The 5,299-nt window shown below is 70.4% G+C and carries 4 protein-coding genes; 2 read left to right on the forward strand and 2 right to left on the reverse strand.

What is annotated here, in order from left to right; genetic code table 11:
* Positions 1–335: 335 nt before the first annotated feature.
* The gene (locus DQW85_RS28165) at positions 336–1,559 is read left to right on the forward strand and encodes a ComEC/Rec2 family competence protein (RefSeq protein ID WP_113702906.1); all 1,224 of its coding nucleotides are present in this window, start codon (positions 336–338) and stop codon (positions 1,557–1,559) included.
* Between the two features lie 491 nt (positions 1,560–2,050).
* On the opposite strand, the gene DQW85_RS44900 is transcribed toward DQW85_RS28165, so the two are convergent.
* Positions 2,051–2,593, reverse strand: coding sequence for a TetR/AcrR family transcriptional regulator (locus DQW85_RS44900; RefSeq protein WP_162795439.1), 543 nt, complete (start codon positions 2,591–2,593; stop codon positions 2,051–2,053).
* A 415-nt stretch (positions 2,594–3,008) separates the two neighbouring features.
* Between DQW85_RS44900 and DQW85_RS28180 the strand changes: the two genes are divergently transcribed.
* Positions 3,009–4,370, forward strand: a complete 1,362-nt coding sequence (locus tag DQW85_RS28180; protein WP_162795440.1) for an MFS transporter — start codon at positions 3,009–3,011, stop codon at positions 4,368–4,370.
* Positions 4,371–4,694: 324 nt separating this feature from the next.
* Here DQW85_RS28180 and DQW85_RS28190 read toward each other — a convergent pair whose 3' ends face one another.
* A complete protein-coding gene (locus DQW85_RS28190; RefSeq protein ID WP_205315470.1) occupies positions 4,695–4,871 on the reverse strand; it encodes a hypothetical protein in 177 nt (58 codons plus the stop codon).
* Between the last annotated feature and the right edge of the window lie 428 nt (positions 4,872–5,299).

Raw genomic sequence — 5,299 nt, forward strand, 5'->3', positions numbered from 1 at the left:
CCCTCCCGGCCCTTGCCCTCCCGGTGTCCGCACTCCCGATATCCGCAGTCCCCGTGTCCCCGCTCCCCGTGTCCCCGCTCCCCGTGTCCCCGCTCCCCGTGTCTCCGCTCCCGGGGTCCCCGCTCCCGGGGTCCGTCGCGCTGCCGGGGTCCGTCGCGCTCCCGAGGTCCGCCGCGCTCCCCGGGTCCGTACTCCCCACCCTTGCCCCCGCCTCCACGCCCGAGCCCGCCTCCACGCCCGAGCCCGCTGCCACGCGGCCCCTCACCGCGAAATCCGGTGCCCCGCCCCCAAGCACTCGCGCCACACTCGCCGTTGGAAGCAGGAGGCGCTTGCGGATGCCCCGGTGGCTGGCGGAGGCGGTCGCTGTGCCCGCTGCCGCGCAGGCCGCCGTGACGCCCGTGCTGGTGCTGATGTCAGGCCAGCTCTCGCTGGTCGCCGTGCCCGCCAACCTGCTGGCGGGACCCGCTGTGGCGCCCGCGACCCTGCTCGGCTTCGCCGCCGCCCTGATCGCCCCGGTCTGGCCCGAGGCGGCTCAGGTGCTCGTCATTCCCGCCGGTTACGCGGTGGGGTGGATCATCATGGTCGCTCGATGGGCCGTGAACCTCCCGCTCGCCACAGTGCCATGGCCGGGTGGTCTCGCGGGGCTTGGACTGCTCGCCCTCGTTGCGGTCGGGGCCGCTCTGGTGCTGAGACGCCGGGTCTGGAGGGCCGTAGTGCTGACCGTAGCCGGTGGGGCTCTTGTCGCGGTGCTCGTCCTACGCCCGATCGCGGCGTCCTGGCCGCCCAGGGCATGGCTGATGGTGGTGTGCGACGTGGGCCAGGGCGACGGCATGGTCATCGCGGCAGGCCCCGGGCAGGGCGTGGTCGTCGACGCCGGACCCGACCCTGTCATGATGGACCGCTGCCTGCGGCGGCTGGGGATAACCGACGTACCCCTCCTGATCCTCACGCATCCGCACGCTGACCACGTGGACGGGCTGCCAGGCGTCTTCAGGGGCAGGCGCGTCGGGGCGGTCGTCGTCAGCCCGCAACACACCGCCACCCGGCATCCCTCCCGCCTGTCCGCCGATCTGTCACGACGCCGCGTTCCTCAATGGACCGCACATCCGGGCACCCGGTGGCGACTCGGCCCGTCCGAGGTAACGGTCCTCGCCCCCGATCCGACGAAGGGCCAGAGCAATGGCCAAGGAGAGGGCAGCGCGATCAACAACTCCAGTGTGGTCGTCCACGTACGCTGGCGGGCCGGCTCGGCCCTCCTCAGCGGCGACATCGAAACGGAGGCCCAGCGAGACCTCTTGCGCGGCCCACTGCCTCGGGCCGACATCCTCAAGGTCCCGCATCACGGTTCGCCACGGCAGGACCCGGCGTTCTTCTCGGCCGTGGGTCCGCGTGCGGCCTTGATCAGCGTGGGCGCCGACAACGACTACGGCCATCCCGCCCAGCCCACGGTGGCGATCCTCCATCGCCTCGGCGCCCACGTCTACCGCACGGACCGGTCGGGCGACCTGGCAGTCGTCGATCACGATGGCCGCTTGGCCGTCCTCACTCGCGGCCGGTAGTGGGGTGCGCATCACGTGACACCGGCTCCCGTGGTCCGACGTCCGTGGCCCGACATCCCGGGGTGCGACGTCCGGGGGTGCGATGTCCGGGGGTGCGATGTCCGGGGGTGCGACATCCCGGGGTGCGACGTCCGGGGGTGCGACATCCCGGGGTGGGGTGCGACGTCCTGGGGTGCGACACCCGGGGTGCGACACCCGGGGTCCGACACCCGGGGTGCGACATCCCGGGGTCCGACACCCGGGGTCTGTCGTCGCGCCGGGCCAGTAGCTTGCGCGTCCACCTCATGCAGGGTCCGCTCGAAGGGGGCGGTCCATCGCAGTCGGTCGTTGTGGGCTCGTTGGCGTACTCGGCGGAGACTAATCGGCGGAGACCCACCCGAAGACGGCCACCGAGCACGGTCGCCATTCGGCGGGCAGGTCCTGACGGACGGGAGGGCGCGACGCGAGCCGGGCCTCCCGCGGACGACCCGATACCGGCGGCTCTCGGACACCTATGGGGCGAGGACCGTGTCCACGATCTGCTCCGGGTCCAGATCGATGCCATCGCCGACAGCGAACAGATAGACGTAACCGGCCAGCAGCGTCGTGAGCAGCTTCGCCAGCGTCGCGGGTTCGGTGCCCGGATCGAGCTCGCCCGCGCCTCGTAGCTCGACGAGCGCAGTCTCGAAGTCCCTGGTGACCAGGAAGGGCTGGAGCGCTTTGGCGACGTCGGCATTGACGGCCGCGGCGGAGGCCAGCTCCAGATCCAGTCGAGCCAGGAACCGTCCCTCGTCCGTGGTGAACGTCTTCAGCAGGGCGACGAGGCTGGCGCGGAAGCCGGCGAAGGACGCCGAGTCGAGGAGGAGCCGCCGTACTCGCGCCGCCCGCTCGGTGAGCCCGATGAGGATGTCTTCCCGCGATGCGAAGTGCCGGTACAACGCCCCGGTGCTGATTCCCGCTTCCTGACACAACGACGTCGTGGAGAAGCCCGCGAGGCCGTCACGGACGATGCAGGCGGCGGCGGCGTCCAGGATCACCTCTCGACGTCGCGCCATGTAGGCGGCATCCCGCTTCGGCAACGAGCCCCCCAATTCCTGCCGTCTCGCCGTCCGTGCCTCGCCGTCCCGCTCGACCCCTCGTCGTCCGGTCACGCATGAACGCCGGGACGACCTACGGTACACCCGCAGAGGGGGACGAACCGGATGCGATCGGCACAGCCGAGCCCGGTGCGAGAGATCCACGCGATTCGAGCGGGCGAGCCCGGCCGAAGCCATCCAGTCCGAGAGCGCGAATCGCCCAGCCGGTCGGTTTCCGGCAGGTAACGGTGCGTTCGAATGGGTTGACTGCCTGGGGTTCATCCATATAAAGAGAGATATCTCTCTTTTTTGTGGGACTCGTTACCCCCTCGGAGGCCCAGTCATGTCAGATGCTCCAGGTCGTCCGCCGCGCCGCGGCCTGACATTGGCCGCGGTGCTGGTCGGCTTGTTCGGCTACAGCGCACTCGAAACGGCCATCTCGCCCGCTCTCCCCGCCATGATGACCTTCTTCGGCACGTCGCCGGACGGCATCGCGTGGGCCTTCACCGCACTGCTGCTCGTCGGTGCCGTCGCGACTCCGCTCGTGGGCCGGATGAGCGACCTCGCCGACAAGCGCTGGGTGATGGTCGGGGTGCTCACCGTCACGACGCTTGGCGTCGTCATCGCGGCAACCGCCCAGTCGGTCGTCCTGTTCACGATCGGCCAAGGCCTCCAGGGGGTCGGACTCGCGCTTGTCCCCCTGTCCGTGGCGCTGGTCAGCGATCTCTTCACGCCGCAGTCGGCCAAAGCGGGAAACGGACTGATCATCGCCGTCGGGACCGTCAGCACGGCGCTCGGCCTGCTGATCGCCGGCCCGGTCCTCACGCTGACGCCGTTCCAGGGCCTCTACTGGATCGCACTCGTCTTCCTCGTCCCGGCTCTGATCGCCGCGCTGTTCATACCGCGGACCGCCGGCCGCGAATCGTCGGCCCGAACGATCGACGCATTTGGTGGTTTCCTGCTCGCCATCGGGCTCGGAGGGGTGATGCTCGCGATCTCCGGCGGCAAGCTCTGGGGACTCGGCAGTGTTCCCCAGCTGATCACCGCGGTCGTCGCGCTCGGCGCGCTCGCGTGGTTCGTCGGGCACGAACGACGTGTCGCTGAGCCTCTGGTCGATGTGGGGCTCATGCGTACCGCGCCCATCGCCGCGGCCTGCATGGTGTCGTTCGGCATCGGGTTCAGCACGTTCGCGGCGTTCGTCATCCTTCCGATCCTGGTCGAGCTGCCCGTGGACGCCGGTGGCCTCGGCGGCACAGCGACGACGACGGGCCTCTACCTCCTGCCGCTAGGTGTGGCCGGCGTCGTTGCCGCTCCACTCGTCGGCGCGCTGGAGCGCGCGGTCGGCTCCCGCGTCTCCATGCTGATCGGCACCGGCGCGATCCTCGCGGGCGCGCTCGTTCTCACCGTCGGTCACCGGAACAGCTGGGCGAACGTGACGTCGATGGTTCTCGTCGGCATCGGCATCGCGGTCGCGCTCACCCAGATGCTCAACATCGCGGTCACCGCCGCGCCGGCCGACCGCCGGGCGAGCGTGTCCGGCCTCGCCTTCGTGGTCAAGGGCGTCGGAGGGGCGCTCGGCTCGCTTGTGGGCGCCACCGTGATTGGAGCGACGGAGTACAGTCCTACAGGCTTCGTCGTCGCTTTCGCGATCGGCGCCGGCGTGGCCCTGCTCACGATGGCCGCGGCGGTCCTGCTTCCCGCGCGCGTCCACGAAGCCGTGCAGAGCGCCGGGCAGCCGGCGGGTTCGGCAGCCTGATCTCCCCGCACATCACGGCGTGGCGGCCCGCGGCCACCGGCGCCCTGGCGGCGACGTGCGCAGAACCGGCCCACCGGTTCGCGCCGTCGCCGCCATTCAGCCCGGCACGTGTGAAATCTCCAGGAGACTCGAACTCCTCCCGGACATACTGGTGGATCAGCACGCTGCGGGCCTTCATGGTCATCTTCGACCGGTGCAGGCTCTCGGCCCGGACGGCGAAGATCGCCTCCCGGCTTTTCCTCCGTAACGCTGTGGCGGCCTTGGCTGGAGCGCACCCATCGGCCGTCTGCGCATCCGAGCACACCGCGTTCCCGCAATCCGCGGTCATGCGCCCAGGAAGTCCGGGACATGCTCGCGGAACTTGTCGCCAGTCTCGAACCGCAGGTGAAACGGTTGCGGCAGCACCTCCACCACGGAGCCGGTGAAGTCCAGCGCCAGCAGCAGCCGGAACCGGCGAACCGGTACGCATTCCGGCACCGGCACCGGCACCGGCACCGGCACCGTCGCCAGGTCCCGGGCCGGACATGCCAGCTCACCCGCCGGCGTGCGCCACGTCGTACTCCACCGGCGCGGCCAGTGCGAGCCCAGCGGCGAATCCCGCGGCCGCACGAACAGGACCTGCCGACGACCCGCTCGATTGCGACTCCCAGTTATAGATGGCGGCTGCGTACACGATCTTGATTTAGGCGTACAGTCCTGGTGCGTAGGCGGCGGCCTACCCAGGGCAAGAGGCTCAGCGCGGCGAGGGCAGTACGGACAGCTCGCAGGCGTAGGCGTCGGCTGGTCACCCCCAGCGTCCGCCGCCATGTCTCGGGGCGGCATCCATCCCGCAGCGACGGCGACCGACTTGCTGGGTTAGTCTTCGGTCTGCCTGACGGCAGGCCCGTTCTGGGCTGAAAATCGGGGTGGTTGCCCGCCGACGTCGTCTC

The sequence above is a fragment of the Nonomuraea lactucae genome, from assembly GCF_003313395.1.
Lineage (GTDB): Bacteria > Actinomycetota > Actinomycetes > Streptosporangiales > Streptosporangiaceae > Nonomuraea > Nonomuraea lactucae.

Excerpts from the sequence above, each read along its gene's own strand:
- DQW85_RS28165 (WP_113702906.1), top strand. The coding sequence starts at position 336 with ATGCCCCGGTGGCTGGCGGAGGCGGTCGCTGTGCCCGCTGCCGCGCAG.
- DQW85_RS44900 (WP_162795439.1), bottom strand. The coding sequence starts at position 2,593 with ATGGCGCGACGTCGAGAGGTGATCCTGGACGCCGCCGCCGCCTGCATC.